This is a genomic window from Segatella copri (assembly GCF_019127135.1).
In the GTDB taxonomy this organism is placed as follows: Bacteria; Bacteroidota; Bacteroidia; order Bacteroidales; family Bacteroidaceae; genus Prevotella.
The window spans coordinates 1-13,719 of sequence record NZ_JAHOEA010000072.1 but is presented as its reverse complement, the minus strand read 5'-3'; the positions used below and the strand labels follow the sequence as shown (position 1 = coordinate 13,719).

14 protein-coding genes are annotated in these 13,719 nt (G+C 38.1%); 10 read left to right on the top strand and 4 right to left on the bottom strand.

The features are described from left to right. Positions 1 to 1,008 precede the first annotated feature (1,008 nt). The gene (locus tag KSW37_RS13795; RefSeq protein WP_217314923.1) at positions 1,009 to 2,340 is read left to right on the top strand and encodes a hypothetical protein; all 1,332 of its coding nucleotides are present in this window, start codon (positions 1,009 to 1,011) and stop codon (positions 2,338 to 2,340) included. Between the two features lie 45 nt (positions 2,341 to 2,385). Here KSW37_RS13795 and KSW37_RS16070 read toward each other — a convergent pair whose 3' ends face one another. Next, positions 2,386 to 2,502: a hypothetical protein gene (locus KSW37_RS16070; protein WP_367397514.1), complete on the bottom strand. Its 117-nt coding sequence runs from the start codon at positions 2,500 to 2,502 to the stop codon at positions 2,386 to 2,388. 9 nt (positions 2,503 to 2,511) lie between these two features. Beyond that, positions 2,512 to 3,831: an ATP-binding protein gene (locus KSW37_RS13790; protein WP_217314922.1), complete on the bottom strand. Its 1,320-nt coding sequence runs from the start codon at positions 3,829 to 3,831 to the stop codon at positions 2,512 to 2,514. A gap of 325 nt (positions 3,832 to 4,156) precedes the next feature. Here KSW37_RS13790 and KSW37_RS13785 point away from each other — a divergent pair, with 325 nt between their 5' ends. Continuing rightward, positions 4,157 to 5,410 carry a DUF4421 family protein gene (locus tag KSW37_RS13785; protein ID WP_217743511.1) on the top strand — a complete coding sequence of 418 codons (1,254 nt, stop codon included), beginning with the start codon at positions 4,157 to 4,159 and terminating at the stop codon, positions 5,408 to 5,410. 91 nt (positions 5,411 to 5,501) lie between these two features. On the opposite strand, the gene KSW37_RS13780 is transcribed toward KSW37_RS13785, so the two are convergent. Together KSW37_RS13780 and KSW37_RS13775 are read right to left on the bottom strand one after the other, a co-directional pair. Continuing rightward, the gene (locus tag KSW37_RS13780; RefSeq protein ID WP_119235770.1) at positions 5,502 to 5,813 is read right to left on the bottom strand and encodes a HigA family addiction module antitoxin; all 312 of its coding nucleotides are present in this window, start codon (positions 5,811 to 5,813) and stop codon (positions 5,502 to 5,504) included. 11 nt (positions 5,814 to 5,824) lie between these two features. Then, positions 5,825 to 6,142, bottom strand: a complete 318-nt coding sequence (locus tag KSW37_RS13775) for a type II toxin-antitoxin system RelE/ParE family toxin (RefSeq protein WP_119235769.1) — start codon at positions 6,140 to 6,142, stop codon at positions 5,825 to 5,827. 914 nt (positions 6,143 to 7,056) lie between these two features. Here KSW37_RS13775 and KSW37_RS13770 point away from each other — a divergent pair. From KSW37_RS13770 to KSW37_RS16195, 8 genes are all read left to right on the top strand, one after another. Further along, positions 7,057 to 7,278 carry a DUF6140 family protein gene (locus tag KSW37_RS13770; protein ID WP_254368665.1) on the top strand — a complete coding sequence of 74 codons (222 nt, stop codon included), beginning with the start codon at positions 7,057 to 7,059 and terminating at the stop codon, positions 7,276 to 7,278. Then, the gene (locus KSW37_RS13765; protein WP_437183135.1) at positions 7,250 to 8,257 is read left to right on the top strand and encodes a DUF6175 family protein; all 1,008 of its coding nucleotides are present in this window, start codon (positions 7,250 to 7,252) and stop codon (positions 8,255 to 8,257) included. The genes KSW37_RS13770 and KSW37_RS13765 overlap by 29 nt, the downstream gene beginning before the upstream one ends. A 4-nt stretch (positions 8,258 to 8,261) precedes the next feature. Next, positions 8,262 to 9,209: a hypothetical protein gene (locus KSW37_RS13760; RefSeq protein WP_217314918.1), complete on the top strand. Its 948-nt coding sequence runs from the start codon at positions 8,262 to 8,264 to the stop codon at positions 9,207 to 9,209. 34 nt (positions 9,210 to 9,243) lie between these two features. Beyond that, positions 9,244 to 10,716 (top strand): hypothetical protein, encoded by a 1,473-nt coding sequence (locus KSW37_RS13755; protein ID WP_217743510.1) that lies wholly within the window; start codon positions 9,244 to 9,246, stop codon positions 10,714 to 10,716. A 2-nt stretch (positions 10,717 to 10,718) separates the two neighbouring features. Beyond that, the gene (locus KSW37_RS13750) at positions 10,719 to 11,600 is read left to right on the top strand and encodes a hypothetical protein (protein WP_217314916.1); all 882 of its coding nucleotides are present in this window, start codon (positions 10,719 to 10,721) and stop codon (positions 11,598 to 11,600) included. Then, complete coding sequence (locus KSW37_RS13745) at positions 11,597 to 12,064, top strand: hypothetical protein (RefSeq protein ID WP_217314915.1); 468 nt, start codon at positions 11,597 to 11,599, stop codon at positions 12,062 to 12,064. The genes KSW37_RS13750 and KSW37_RS13745 overlap by 4 nt, the downstream gene beginning before the upstream one ends. A 7-nt stretch (positions 12,065 to 12,071) precedes the next feature. Next, the gene (locus KSW37_RS13740; RefSeq protein ID WP_217314914.1) at positions 12,072 to 12,839 is read left to right on the top strand and encodes a hypothetical protein; all 768 of its coding nucleotides are present in this window, start codon (positions 12,072 to 12,074) and stop codon (positions 12,837 to 12,839) included. 305 nt (positions 12,840 to 13,144) lie between these two features. Then, complete coding sequence (locus KSW37_RS16195; RefSeq protein ID WP_217745116.1) at positions 13,145 to 13,357, top strand: Fic family protein; 213 nt, start codon at positions 13,145 to 13,147, stop codon at positions 13,355 to 13,357. Positions 13,358 to 13,719: the final 362 nt, after the last annotated feature.

Here is a 13,719-nt window from a genome sequence, read left to right as displayed (position 1 = left end):
TCAACTCGTCTTACAAATAAAGCTAAAAGTGGTCAACTAAAATCGTTAAACCACACAGGAAAAGTCAACGCAACGTTTTGCCCAACTTTGCCCAAAGCCTTGGGTACGAATGCCCGAGCTAGTTGGGTATAAGTACCCAGGCTCTCGGTCATCCGTGCCCATCGTTTTGGTCATTCATACCCATCGTTTTGGTCATTCATACCCATCGTATCGGTCGCGCGTACCCATGTTCATGGTCATCCGTGCTCATGTTCGCGGGCACTATTTCAGTATGTGGTTTAACGATTTTAGTTGCCCACTTTTAGTTTTATTTGTAAGACGAGTTGATTCCGTTAAAACTTATTTATAATTCACGTTGACTTTCCTGAAACTTAGTCATATTTTTAGTTGACTACCTTAATAGATGGCCTGTGGTTTCATCTATTCTATATACATGTTCTCCATTCTCAAGCCTTTGCTGTTCTATATTGATGTGCCTCCGTCTGTTCTCGATAGTGGATCGGGGTGTTGATGGATATAGGAAGAGGTGCTGAAAGTACCGGCATAAGTTGTTGGAAGATATAGGATAAGTTGTTGGAGGAGATAGTATATGTCGTTGGAAAAGTTACTATCGCGAACCGCACAACAGCTGTTGTGCGCTTGCATATCAGCTGTTGTGCGAATGTCCATCAGCTGTTGTGCGCTCGTCATCCACCTGTTGTGCGGTAAGTTTATATACAGAAATGCGTCTGCATTTTTTGTTTATGTAGCGAATCTTTTTATTTCGTTTTGCTTCCAAAGAACTTCATATCTCTCTGGGCAGTATGCATATTGTATTTTATCTGCAATTTCAGGAGAGAATCGGCAGGAATATCTAAAGCTGCTTCCTCATTTTAAAAAAATGAGTTCCTTATGCAATATAGTTTTAGATAATCCGTTATATAGCAATCCGCAAAAACGAAAATGCTGATAATCTTTGTGGATGTAGTAAGATTTGAAGCAAAAAGTGTAACATCAAAACGATTAATTATGAGAAGAATTGCATTTTATCCAGTAGGAGGAGAGCGTGTTAGTCTACCAGAGAGGCATATCAAGGCTTATGTAGACGATTATTGTCACGAGTTTGGACAGACGGATACAGACACAAAGTTGATGCATCTGCTTTATGTTGCCGACAAGGGCTTTGATATCTTATCGCATATTCGTGAGTTTTTAGACAATCATCCTGAGATTGCCCAAGATAGTATCAAGCAAACATTGGCGTATTTCGTTTCGCATCTTAGATATCCTGACGGTGATAGATACGTGGATGACCAGTTTGCAATGGCTAATTATCTTAAAGAAACACTTAGTTTAGAGAAAGTGTTGGATCTTCTCATGATGGAGATTAGATTGAGATTCTCTTATACAGAAGACGATAAGTCTGTAACTTTTACGCAGAAATACCTAAGGTGGGATAGTCTGGCTTCATTGAAAAAGTCTTTGAAAGGTGAAGAGCTACTAAAATGTATGGTTAATCCTACTGGCTATTATAGTGTATCTGAATCTGATATTGTTAAAGAGAATCTTTGGCCTAAGCTGACTGGGGAGTATATGCGTTCGCATTGGTATGACGAGTCCATAAAAATGGTTTATCCAAATTCTTACGAGGAGCAAGTGATAAATGAATTCAATAAAAAGGCAAAAGAGGATTGCCGGTACTTTCTTGGTGCTCCTGCTGAGCCGTGGAGAGGTAACCCACTCAAGGCGAAAGTCGTTATTCTTAGCCTAAATCCAGGATTTAAGTTAGGTGTGAATGATAATGTGCAATATGAAAGATATAGGGCACCTTTAGAGGATGCTATGGCGGAGTTGATCAATACGCTGTCATTTCAAGTGAGAGGATTGCTCACCCCACAGGAATCTTATGTTAAGAGTCATGAAGAGTTCAAGGAAAAATATAGCATGGAGGGTTCCCAAGTCCTTTGTGGCGATGCATTGAATGAAATCGGTGACTATTATTGGTATAATAATATTAATCGCCTCAACATAAATCATCAAAAGGAATATGAGTTCTTCCGAAACTTTGCAATAGTTCAGTATTGTGCTTACACTTCTGTTTCCTTTAAGGATTTTCCAAGGGGTGTTGTGTTGCCATCTCAGGAATTAACAAAGAAACTAATTAGATATTTGGCTTACGAAAGAGAAGATGTAGTGTTTGTTATTATGCGAAGTGCAGCTAAATGGAAGGAATTACTAGATGCTGATGTTTGGGAAAAGATGCAATCACGTCTTATCGTTAATAAGAACATGAGCCAGTCTTTATCTGAGAATAATCTTGGAAAAAAGAACTTCAATATGCTCATAGAACGTTTGAAATAACTGAAGAAAGGGTACGGGGTATCTTAGGCAACTTTTTAAAGTATTCTAAGTGTCAGAATGTTGTTTTCTGAAATCAGCAAACAGTCTGGCACGGGTGAGCTGGATGCGATTGCCGATTCTGTCGAACAGTCGCACCCCATATTCCTTCTCCAGCTTCTGTATGTGCTTGCTTTACATATCCTCCATCGACAATCCATGGTATCCGATATCGAATTTCTTGAATTTTCCTGTAGCTTGGAAGAAATGCTCGGCTTTATCTTTTAAAATGTCGAAATTTATATCCTTAGCTTGGCGTTTTACCTCATAAAAAATAACCTTCTGCTCCAGTTCATCGGCAGCGATAATATCGATTTCATTCTCTCCCTTTCTGTCCCACCAGGAGGCTATCTGGGTATATTCTTCGCTCTCTATCATCTTGGCAATAAAATATCTTTCCAGAACCTTGCCGGTGTATGTGGTGTAGCTCTTATCCATGACCATTTTTAGTTTTTTATTGGCGCCAACCTCTATCATGTATCCATATTTGTAGATGTAGCGAAACCAGACGCGAAGGAAGTTGTCTTCTATCTGATAGCGAATGTTGCGATTGGTCTTTTGAAACATCGGTGTATAACGGGAAATCAGGCAATAGTCGTTCTCCAGTTTGGTGAGATAGCCCGAAAGTTCTATTTTCATGATGCTTTCTATTTCACCTCGAGTTGTGTAGCCTGAAGCGATAAGTTGCAGTATCTCGAAATAGCGGGCATAGTCTTTGCCAAATTCTTCTATCAGCATATTTTTTCCTTCGTAGATGAAATAAGAGTTTTTTGCAATAAACCGCTCTGTCATCTGTTCCTTGGTCGTGGCTCCTGCATCCATCATCATTTCTACATATTCTGCTACTCCGCCTGTATAACTGTAGAGAGCCAGTAGGTCATCATTGGCATAGGCAGAATTATATGTAGAGAGAATTTCCTTAATGACAGAAGGGGGAAATGGAGTGACTTTTATTTCTCCAGTCTGCCTACCATAAAGAGGTTGCTTGTTATTTTTAAAGATGATGTTCATAAGTGAATAAACAGAACCGCAGACCACAAGATTAATATGAGCTTCCTGTTTGTTTAGGTCCCATATCTTTTGCATATCTGAAAAGATAGATGGATTAACCCGCTTGAAATCCTGAAATTCGTCAATGATGAGAGTGATAGGGCGAATCTTGGATAGTTGAAGCAGATATTTAAAGATATCAGCAAAGCGTGTTACTTCGCCGAGAATAGGAAGCTGAAGTTTGCTCGTTATCTCTTCGATAAAATCTCTGCAGAGTTCTGCTTCTGATTTTCTTGCAACAAAGAAATACAGCATATCCTGAACATCCTCGTATGCTTTTATCAATAAGGATGTCTTACCGCTACGTCGGCGTCCGGTTACGATTGTAAAACGGGCCGTTTGCAAAGATAGATTTCTTATCTCTTGCAATTCTTTTATTTCGTTTTGTCTTCCAAAGAACTTCATATTTCTATAATTTTACAGTTTCTTTTTGATGCTATTTTCCGAAACCGCTGTTTCGGAAATGGCGGTTTCGAATGCAAAGGTAATAAAAATGCCTGAATATCAGCTTGTTTGTTTGCTAATTTAAGTTTTTTTATTTGTTTTGATATTTTGCGTATTTCCGAAACTGCGGTTTCGGATTCTGATTTTTATCTTCTTTTAAAGTTCTACGAAAAATCAATTCTTTTAATCTTTTCTTTCCTCATTTCTTATTTATTTTGCTTTTTCCTTTTCTGTTTCGAAGTTTTGCCGTACTTTTGTACCGGAATAGGAAAGAAAGATAAATAAGATGAATAGACGAAAAATGAAAACTGGGTCAATGGTGATGTTGGAAGCATCATTTCTTGTGGTGGTATTTTCTATGGGAGTACTTGCTCCTGCCATTGCCCAGAACGGACAGAACAGGAAACCTCGAAAGAAGCTGAAAGAACTGCTGATGATGGCAGATAGCCTGCGACTCCAGTTGCGACAGTCTGCTGATAGGGGACGTATGCTCCAATGGGGCGACTCCCTTCTTATGGCAGAATTAGGTAAGAGCAAAATGAGTGAGAAGAAAAAGCAGAGGTTCATGAAGCATTATGCCAAGATTCAAAGACGCTTGAGCCTCTACGATCGCCAATTGTTCAGAGGAGATTCACTGCTGGCAGCCAATTATTACAAGATAAAGTATGATACTACCTACATCTCCCGTCCAAATGCCCGATGGACCATTAAACTAAGAGGCAATCTTTCGGGAGCTGATTTGGAAACTACAGCGAAGACGGATGGAACGGAAACGCATACCAAGGTGATGGCAGACTGCCGTGGAACCCTCTCTATGGCAGTGGCTTACCGGGGATTGGGACTTGGCTTGGCTGTGAACCCAGCCAAGTTGACTGGCAAGAATCAGGACTACGAGTTCAACCTCAATTCCTATAGCAACCGCTATGGCTTTGATGTGGTCTATCTCTCGTCCAAGACATTCCATGGTCATCAGAAAGTGGGTACCAACGAGATAGATGTCCATAAGGGAGAAATCTCGCAGAAGGCATTGAATCTCAATTTCTATTATGCCTTCAACTATCGCAAGTTCTCCTTCCCGGCAGCCTTCAGCCAGAGCTACATTCAGAAGCGAAGTGCCGGAAGTTGGATGGTTGGCGCCAGTTTTGACGGTTCCAAGACGAAGGTGAAGGGAATGACCATCCGTCTTAACGAGTTGGCGCTCGGTGCAGGCTATGGATATAACCTTGTTCCATCCTCCCATCTGCTGTTCCATCTGTCAGCCTTGCCAACCATCACGGTATATTCCCACGACTATACCAAGATGAGGGCTGAAGCAGAAGAGGGGAGTAGTGATACAAAAATCCCAACTGTTAAAAACAGCATGAAGTATCATTTCCCGTCTGCCATCATTACCGGTAGAGGTGCAGCCGTGTATTCCTGGCGCAACAAGTTTGCCGGCGCCACTGCTGTTTATAATTTCTCAGTAGCCGGAGACGAGGATCATCTTCAGGTGAAGAGAAACAAATGGCGAGTAAGAATGTTCTTCGGATTCAGGTTCTAGGAATATTCTATAGCAAATCGCATATCAGTTGTTGTGTGGTAACTTTACAAAAACAGAAATGCGGCCGTATTGTGCGGACGCATTTCTTTTTTTATAACATGGCTGCAACTCTGCGAATCTGCTTGAGCTTTTCAACCAAAGCATTATCTTTCCGGGCAGTATGCATATTGTATTTCATCTGCAGTTTCAGGAGAGAATCGGCAGGAATATCCAATGCAGCCTCAAACATCAGAGCTGAATTTGTGGTAACAGGACGTTTGCCATTCAGAATTTCGTTAAGTACGGAATATCCCATACCAATGCTTTCCGCAAATTTTCTTTGCGAAATGCCACGCTCCTCTAATTCATCTTTCAAAACCTCACCAGGGTGAGTTGGATAAAAACCAAAACCTAAGTTTGACATAATGCTGTTTTTTATTTATAATGGTTTGATAATTCTAATATATTGCATATCGTGATTTGTTTTTCGTTGCCAACAACTTCAGAGTGAAACTCTATTCTATATTGGTCATTGACTCTAACAGATTCACGATCTTTCTTATCACCCACAAGGGCTTCGTAATGTAAGGCTTTGTAGCGATAAAAATCTTCTGTACTGTTCAAGGATGCCATAAGGTCAATAACTCGAACGTACTTCTTAATGATTTGAGGTTGGAAGCGATATTTCTTATTATGCGCTTTTCCCTCATAATATAATTCTCGGAGATAATCCTCCTCAAATGTTATTTCCATAATTATAATAATATGTTTTATTTATTGCAAAGACAATGCAAACGAGCGCAATGAAATTTTGCTTTCAAATTGCCGAGTGCAGCTTTTTCTTATGCAAAGGTAATACTTAATTATAAGCATTCGCTATTTTTGCGAATATTTTAGTCTTTTTTAAGGGATTGATCTTCCTTCTTCATCTTTTCTTTTTCCTATGTCAGTTTTTGACGCATCCTGATTGTACTTTTGCGGCAGAAATTACAATAACTCTATATATAATAAGGTATGAATGCAGAAAGAAGAAGGGTTAGGAGTCCCTGAAAAGTGAAATATAAGAGGAATCCATAAGATTTCTTGTTAAAAGTTTGGTGGTTCATCAGATTTTTACTAAATTTGCCATTGGATTAGTGACAGGGCGGGGTAAAGTCCTCGCTTGAAGTCGCTATGATGCAGAGAAACAAGATTATCTTGTGGACACGAGCAAACTATTCAGTTCTGTAGGTTGAAATCTGGTAAATTGAAACGTAGAAAGAACGAGAATTTGTTTGAGCGAGTCTACACCGTCATATGGTGTGGATTCCTCTTTCACATTTTCTTTTCTACGGGTTTTACCAGAGCCTAACTTACAAGAAAGTGAAGAAAGTAGGGGTTCGCACCATCTTTTTTCATTTATGAACCATTATGGACTTGTTTGGTTCGCAGAATTTTCCTAACTTTGCAGAAGATTAGCTGCACCTCAGCATAACATTCAAGCAAGCTTGATGATTCTGCTTTCGGTTTGCATAATCTTTGCAGAAGATTAGCTGCACTCGGCAATTTGAAAGCAATCTTTCATTGCGCTCGTTTGCATAATCTTTGCCCCTTGAAAGTAAATGATTTGCTGTTTCGGCAGAAAAGCAGGAGCAGTTATATATAATGAACTTAAAGACAGAATGCTTATGAGCAAGGTATTTCAAGTCAAGCCTAAGCGCCTTAAACGCTCTAACGGTACAGTTCTCACTTCCGATATGGTAGTGACAGTAACAACCATGCAGCACACCGTCACCCCTTTTTATAATGGAGCCAAGGAGGTGCAAGAAGCCTACATGCGCATCTATGCTTTCGATTATAAGAAAGCATGCTGCAATCCGAATGATTTTGAATTTAAGAAGTTGGACTAAAAAACAACAAACTAAATCAGTATTAGTTATGAGAAAGCTTATTTCTTTTGTATTAGCTTTTTGGTTGTGTAACATGTTTTGCTTTGCACAGATAGCCAAGAAACCAACGATTATGATTTTGCCAAGTGACAATTGGTGTAATCAGCGATACTTTATGACTAATTTTTCCGATCAAGGGAATGTGGTAAAGGTTGCAAACTACCAGCAGGCTTTTCTTGAGGATACGGAATTGGGACAGGTTATCAGCAAGGTTGGTCAAGTGCTTACTGATCAGGGGTATAGCCTAAAAGATGCCGAGCAAGAAATCAAAAGCATCAGTATGAAAACCGCTGAAGATAATGTAACGACTAGTAAAAAGAGTGGAGCTTCGCTTGTAGAATCTCCTCTTGACCAACTGAAGCGTAGAGTAAAGTCTGACGTTATCATTCAGCTATGGTGGCAGGTGAATCGTACAGGAAATGGTAATTCGGCGTCTTTTACACTTGAAGCCTTCGATGCCTATACCAATAAGCGTATAGCTACATCTACTGGCATCACCAAACCTTCTTCAGAGATGATACCTGTCTTATTAGCTAAAGCGGTAAAGGAAAATATTAAGCCTTTTGATAGCCAAATGGATGATTGGTTTGCCGACCAAAGTAAACGTGGTAGGGAAATCAGTCTTACCATAAGGTGTTGGGATAGTTGGGACAAAGATTTAGAGGAGGAATATAATGGTGAGGAATTGACTGACTGCATACAGGATTGGCTGCAGAAGAACTGTGTGAATGGAACATTCAATCTGAGTGACGGAACAGAGTCGCTTGCCCAGTTTGAACAGGTGCGTATCCCATTGCTTGATGATAAAGGCAGGGCTATGGATGCCAGGGCGTTTGCTACAAAGTTGAGAAAATATTTGCAACAGCCTCCTTTCAATATTACTTCTAAGGTGATGGTGAGAGGTTTGGGTGAAGCTATTGTCGTACTTGGTGAGAAATAACAAGATGAGAAGGTTAGTCATTTTATTTGTGTTGATGATGTCGATGGCTACATTTGCTCAGACATCTGATGAGGGGCGAATCTCCATACAAGCAATGATGCCCGATGGTGTGATTTCTGTAGAGGCAAGCAAAAACTTGGTGACACGTATGCAGCGAATGCTTGTAGGCAATGGCTATGGTGATAATGGCTATGTAGAGCGGTTTGTGTTGACTGCCAAAGTGGATATTACGAGCAAGGATATCGTTCCTTCGACTCCTGCAAGAGTGTCCGAAAAAATGGAAGTTACATTCTTTGTGGGTGATATTGTTGAGAACAAACTCTATGCGTCTTGTACTGTGTCTTTACAAGGAATTGGAACGAATGAAAACAAAGCTTTGATTAGTGCGTTTAGCAAATTGAATCCTAATCAGAAAGATTTTTCCGAAATGTTGGATACGGCAAAGGGCAAGATTGTTGATTTTTATACGAATCATTGCGCGGAAGAGATAAGTAAGGCCCGTACGATGGCTTCTGTTGGTAATTATGATGAGGCAATCTCTCGTATGATGGCAGTACCTAATGTTTGTGCCGATTGTTACGACAAATGCCAAGTGGCTGCTACAAGTTTCTATCAGCAGAAAATAGATGCTTATGGATTGCAGCAGTTGAATAAGGCTCGCAATGCTTGGATGAAAAGTCAAGATGCATATGGTGCCAATGAGGTCGCCCAATATCTTAATGTCATTTCTCCGTATAGTTCTTGTTACCAAGATGTGGAAAAGTTACGTAAGGAAGTAGCTTCCAAGTTGAATGCAGACGAATTGCGTGAGTGGAACTTTCAAAGCAAGCAATATGAAGATAGCCAGACATATAAAAAAAGTATAGTTAAGGCTTGTCGTGATGTAGGCATGGCTTGGGCTAACAATCAGCCAAAGAGTATTGCTAAAACCATTATTCGAGGATGGTGGTAAATATTAATACTTTCTTACTTATAACGTTATGGATATGAAAAGATTTTTAGTAATTAGTCTGTTGATAACTATGTTGTCTTCAAAAGGTATGTGCCAAGGCTTTTTAGGGTCACTAATAAGTGGTGCCTTAAATGTAATGGCAGAGTCAAAGAAAAATAAAAATAAAAAAAAATCGACTCCACGGATATTTGTGCCTGCTCAATTTCAAAGTACTATACCTACAGCTGGTCAGCAAAGTCTTGTAAAAACTAATATTGAAAACAAAGAGCCTTTACAGGCATCTAAAGCAGAAGATGATGTTACTCTCGTAGTTTCAGGTGATGGTAGAAATAAGGAAGACGCAACTAAAATAGCTTTGCGTAGTGCTATAGAGCAAGTTTATGGTGCATTTGTTTCTGCAAATACTTCCTTGTTGAATGAAGAGATAACAAAAGATGAAATAGTGACAATTTCGTCTGGTAATATTAAGGAATATAAGGAACTCGAATGTCTTAATATGGCAGGTAAAACAATGGTTACTTTGCAGGCTACTGTAAGTATTTCAAAATTGGTGAGTTATGCTAAGTCTAAAGGTGCTTCAGTAGAGTTCGCTGGCTCTACATTTGGAATGAATATGAAAATACAGAAGTTTTATCGCCAAAACGAGCAAGTTGCATTAAAAAATTTGTTAGAACAAGTTAAATTAATGTTACCTACTTCTTTTACACGTAAGTTAATTTTGGAGGACCCATCTTTGCCAAATAATAATTTTATGGTAAATGAGTATTATATCGAAAGATTCTACCGATATGCAAAAGGAACCCCAGCTGTAATTCAACGTGATAAAGTTAAGACCTTAAATCAGTTGGAGTCATGGCAAAATTCTGATTCTTATCTCGTTACGATGCATGTGGTGTACGAACGTACCGATAATACAATTTCTTTGGTAAACTTCATCGTGAATACGTTGAGGGCAATATCTTTATCTCAAGATGAACAGAATATGTATTCTCGTATGAATTTAGGATATTCTGCATTAAAATTTATGTTGTGTAATAAAATGTATTTTAGAAATTCCTCACAATGGATAAATGATTGGACAAGAAAATTAGGACATCTGTTTTATTCTTATTTTACTAATTTTGTTGTAGTTGATAATTTGGGGAATAAGTCCTATTTTGATGGCTATGACGAAAAGTTTGGATACATAAGTGATATAGAGTATTCTAAATATATAGACTTTTTAGCTTTAGAGGCTCATGGAGTTGGTCCTACATACTATATATTAAAAGGGCATGGACTATTTGCTCCGTTTCTTAAAATGGAGGATAATTTAAATTGTATTTTTACTTATAATGATAGAAATGCAGGCGATGATTTTGGAGGGGCTTATGCACATGATGAGAATGGTACATTACTATACTCGTTATTCAAGTTAGAGGGTACTCCTGAATTGACGTTGAAATTCTTGATTCCTGCAAACAAAATTTCTAATTATTCCAATTTTGATTTACAAGATAAATATTAATTATGGATAGGATTATAGGAAATTTATCTATTTATGATGTGTTATCTATGGTAATACCTGGAGGAACATTGCTTTTGTTCCTCCAGGTATTATTTGCTGCTGATTCATATCCTTTAAGTGTTTTGATTAATAAAGAACAAGAACTTGATCGTACTATTCTTTTTACGATAGGTACTGTTGTTTCTTATATTGTTGGTATATTTAATCATCTTTTGACTACAATGATTTGGGGTGGTTTTCGTAATAACACTGCATATATAAAGAGAGAGTTAATTAAGGTGATGCGAGAAACACCTGATCCTTTTTATTTGAAACTATTATGTGGAAGTATGAATACAACAACAGCAACAAGTGGTTTGCAAAATACTATAGATGCATATTTGCGCGGACCCTTTTGGTTTGTTTGGTCCATATTTGTCTGCTGTTCAATCTTACAGTTGGTATCAGATTTTTCTATTTTAAATTTTGATTGTATATATATAATAGGAATATTATTCTTAATTTTTTCAGTTGTTTTAATGCTAGCTGTGCCAATTTTTGAAGGAGGACAGAAGGAGAGAACTATTCTTGATGTATATTATAATGCTTATTATTATGTCCTACAGACCTATAAAAATAAAGATATTTCAGTTATGGAGGGACAAGTTGCATTTTTAGAATCTATGTTTGTTCCAATATTGGCATTCTTATGTATGCCATATAAAAGTTTAATTAGCTTTTTTATGTTAGGTGATGTTGTTAATGCATCTTATGTGATTTTTTTATTTAAATGTTTGATAGCGTTGTTATGGCTGGGGTTGTTACCTGCAATTTTAAATAGGATAGCAAAAATCCATGAGTTAGTTTGGTATGATTATGAATATTTAAAACGAATAGAAAAATGAAAAAGTATTTGTTCTGTCTCTTACAAGTTGTATTACCTTTAGCAGTTTGTGCTCAAGGCTTCTCTAGTGACAAGGTGGCGTTTACCAACTTTCTTGTCCGTATGTATAACAATGCCCCTTTTGAGGGCGTGCGTGCTGTGAATGACTATGACAATGCCTATTTGATTTCTGTTTTGGCTCTCGATGGGGAAAAATACAAAAAAAATGAGAGCATAATCAGTCGTGTTGCTTCTGTGAAAGCTATGGCACAAGCCTCTCGGTACTTGAATGGTTCCAATATAACGCAGGAAATGATAATCCATACTACGGAAAAATCGGATGGGACTTCTGATGTGGAGATTCTTGAACTCATTCATGAAAATTCTGTTGGCTATGTGAAGGCAATGGAGTTGTTGACGAATTTTGTACGGAGTGATGGTAAACAAGTCTTTATCTTTGCTTCAAAGTTGAATAATAATAAATAATAGTCTTATGAAAAAACTTTTATTAATAGGTCTCGTTCTTTTCACATTTTGCTCATGTGCTACGAATTACCCACAGATGGTAAAAGACCGAGTAGAGCAGTATCAGAATGAAGGTAAGGTGATTCTTAGTCAGTCTAATGACGATACTGGCAAGAAGCACTATGTAGTTTATGGAGACATAGATAAACAAACTATTGTTGTTGATACTTTAGGTGAAAATGTATTTACGATTCAATTAGGCAAAAAAACGCTGAAAACACTAACTCCTAATGTTATCGAAGACGATGGACTTAGTGTCTCTTTTGAACAGCAAGAAGGTGATTTTAATCAACTTGATGTTCAACTATCAAAAGATGGCGATTTTATTTTAGGTTCTGTTCCTACAGAGTTTATGGTATATGAAGACAAGTATATAGTTTTGGGTAAAGATTATCCTAATATTATCTTTTTGAACAAGAATGACGCTTATTATGATCTGGGTGGTTCTTGCAAGGTAGATGAAGATGGAAATCTAGATGTAACTCTTACTGCTATGTTTACAGGTATATTGCCTGATAATTGGCAAGATTATACTGGAGAACCTGAAATATACCCAGATTTATATATTGATAGAGAGCATGAAGATTTCCTGTATAAATTAACTATAGCTCCTAATGGTAAAATAATAAAGAAAGGGGAGACAGCCACTTGTGGTGGAGTACAAATTCCTGTAGAGGCTTTTGGGGCTTGGTCTACGCTACGACTTTATATTCAAAAAATTGTGTATGGCGGATAGTCTTACGAAAGGAATCGAACCTGAGTATGGAAGAGGATTTAGTGAGCGGCTATAAACCCACATTGCAGTCACTCTCTATGTAACTCCTTGATTTCCAATATCAGGATTTTTTGAAGTCTGATTTGGGTGTAACATGGATTATCTTTTCCCGTGCGGTTTTGGGTTAATGTAGAGCAAATCATAGGTGGCGGAGAGTTTACTCTTGCCTGTAATCTTTAGATATAACCGTAATGGGTTTAATCTGCAGTTGGTAAATAGCAATCCAACAAGTACCCAACAAGTACCCAACAAGTACCCAACAAGTATTGGAACTTGTCGGAATATTGAAGGATGGAGAGTATTCTGTTAGAGAAATTATGTCTTTTTTAATGTTGAAGGATAGGGTGAATTTCTTGTATAAATACTTAACACCAGCATTGGAAGAAGGATTGGTTTCCATGAAATATCCTGATAATCCAAAGCACCCAAAGCAGAAGTATATGCTAACAGAAAAAGGACGAAAGATATTGGAAAAATAGTATGAATAGCAACATTTTCTTTCAGCCTTTCGTTGGCAAGGATTATGCCAACGGGGGGATATTCGGCAAGCGAATCATGATATTGGGCGAGAGCCATTATTGTGATGAGAGTTAATCATCCTTCCGTAGGCTACTCCTGGGACTATTGGTACAAGGTGATACAAAGATTTTTGAGAAATAGTTGAAACCTGTGACATCATTTGACACACATGACCTGTACCTTTGTATAAGATAAGCTGCACTCGGTAATTTGAAAGCAAGCTTTCATTGTGCTCGTTTGCATAATCTTTGCCCCTTGAAAGTAAATTGACAGTATCGGCGAATCGGTACCACTGTAGCGCATGAATCGGTACCATCATAGC

Coding starts and splice junctions, on each gene's coding strand:
- KSW37_RS13770 (WP_254368665.1), top strand. CDS start 7,057: ATGAGCAAGGTATTTCAAGTCAAGCCTAAGCGCCTTAAACGCTCTAAC.
- KSW37_RS13795 (WP_217314923.1), top strand. CDS start 1,009: ATGAGAAGAATTGCATTTTATCCAGTAGGAGGAGAGCGTGTTAGTCTA.
- KSW37_RS13755 (WP_217743510.1), top strand. CDS start 9,244: ATGAAAAGATTTTTAGTAATTAGTCTGTTGATAACTATGTTGTCTTCA.
- KSW37_RS13775 (WP_119235769.1), bottom strand. CDS start 6,142: ATGGAAATAACATTTGAGGAGGATTATCTCCGAGAATTATATTATGAG.
- KSW37_RS13765 (WP_437183135.1), top strand. CDS start 7,250: ATGATTTTGAATTTAAGAAGTTGGACTAAAAAACAACAAACTAAATCA.
- KSW37_RS13740 (WP_217314914.1), top strand. CDS start 12,072: ATGAAAAAACTTTTATTAATAGGTCTCGTTCTTTTCACATTTTGCTCA.
- KSW37_RS13780 (WP_119235770.1), bottom strand. CDS start 5,813: ATGTCAAACTTAGGTTTTGGTTTTTATCCAACTCACCCTGGTGAGGTT.
- KSW37_RS13760 (WP_217314918.1), top strand. CDS start 8,262: ATGAGAAGGTTAGTCATTTTATTTGTGTTGATGATGTCGATGGCTACA.
- KSW37_RS13750 (WP_217314916.1), top strand. CDS start 10,719: ATGGATAGGATTATAGGAAATTTATCTATTTATGATGTGTTATCTATG.
- KSW37_RS13745 (WP_217314915.1), top strand. CDS start 11,597: ATGAAAAAGTATTTGTTCTGTCTCTTACAAGTTGTATTACCTTTAGCA.
- KSW37_RS13790 (WP_217314922.1), bottom strand. CDS start 3,831: ATGAAGTTCTTTGGAAGACAAAACGAAATAAAAGAATTGCAAGAGATA.
- KSW37_RS13785 (WP_217743511.1), top strand. CDS start 4,157: ATGAATAGACGAAAAATGAAAACTGGGTCAATGGTGATGTTGGAAGCA.